The organism is Bacillus sp. Nf3, from assembly GCF_003028545.1.
GTDB classification, from domain to species: Bacteria; Bacillota; Bacilli; order Bacillales; family Bacillaceae; genus Bacillus; species Bacillus safensis.
On record NZ_PYUA01000026.1, the window covers coordinates 1 to 788 of the forward strand.

2 protein-coding genes are annotated in these 788 nt (G+C 69.7%); both read left to right on the forward strand.

All coding sequences use genetic code 11. The features are described 5' to 3' along the window. Window positions 1–267: undecaprenyl diphosphate synthase family protein (locus tag C9414_RS20670; RefSeq protein ID WP_181286174.1), on the forward strand; the 267-nt coding region annotated here is incomplete at its 5' end. Beyond that, on the forward strand, window positions 264–788 hold a 525-nt coding region (locus tag C9414_RS20675), incomplete at its 3' end, for a phosphatidate cytidylyltransferase (RefSeq protein WP_181286175.1). The genes C9414_RS20670 and C9414_RS20675, both read left to right, overlap by 4 nt.

Here is a 788-nt window from a genome sequence, read left to right on the forward strand (position 1 = left end):
GACGAGTCGCTGCTGGGCCGCCAGGTCGCGCTAGCCGACCTGCCGCCGCCAGACCTGTTCATCCGCACCGGCGGCGACACCCGCATCAGCAACTTCCTGCTGTGGCAACTGGCCTATACCGAGCTGTGGTTCACCGAGGCGCTGTGGCCCGATTTCGATGCCGACCAGCTGCAGCAGGCGCTTGATGCCTATGCCGGCCGCGAGCGTCGATTCGGCCTGACCAGCGCCCAGATCGCCGCCCTGGCCACCGAGACCTCCAGCCCATGACCAAGACCCGAGTCCTCGCCGCGCTGATCATGGCGCCGCTGGCCATCGCCGCGATCCTGCTGCTGCCGACGCAGTGGCTGGCCGCCGCCGCCGCCGCCGTGCTGCTGATCGGCCTGTGGGAATGGCTGAAGCTGTCCGGCATCGAAGACACCCTGGCGCGGACCGTGCTGCTGGTGCTGAACCTGCTGCTGATGGTGCTGCTGGTCTGGGCCGATGGCAGCACCCTGGTGCTGTTCCAGATCACCACGCTGGCCGGCGTTGCCTGGTGGCTGGCGGCCCTGGTCTGGCTGCGCTTCTTCAACTTCGGCGCACAGCCGACGGCCCCCGCGCGGATCGTGAAGATGCTGGCCGGTACCCTGGCCATCGTCCCGGCCTGGGCGGCGCTGGTGCTGATCCATGCCGGCGGCGATCCGCCGGGTCAGCAGGGCCACCTGTGGCTGCTGGCGGCACTGGCACTGGTCTGGGCCGCCGATTCGGGCGCCTATTTCGCCGGCCGACAGTTCGGCAAGCACAAGCTGGCC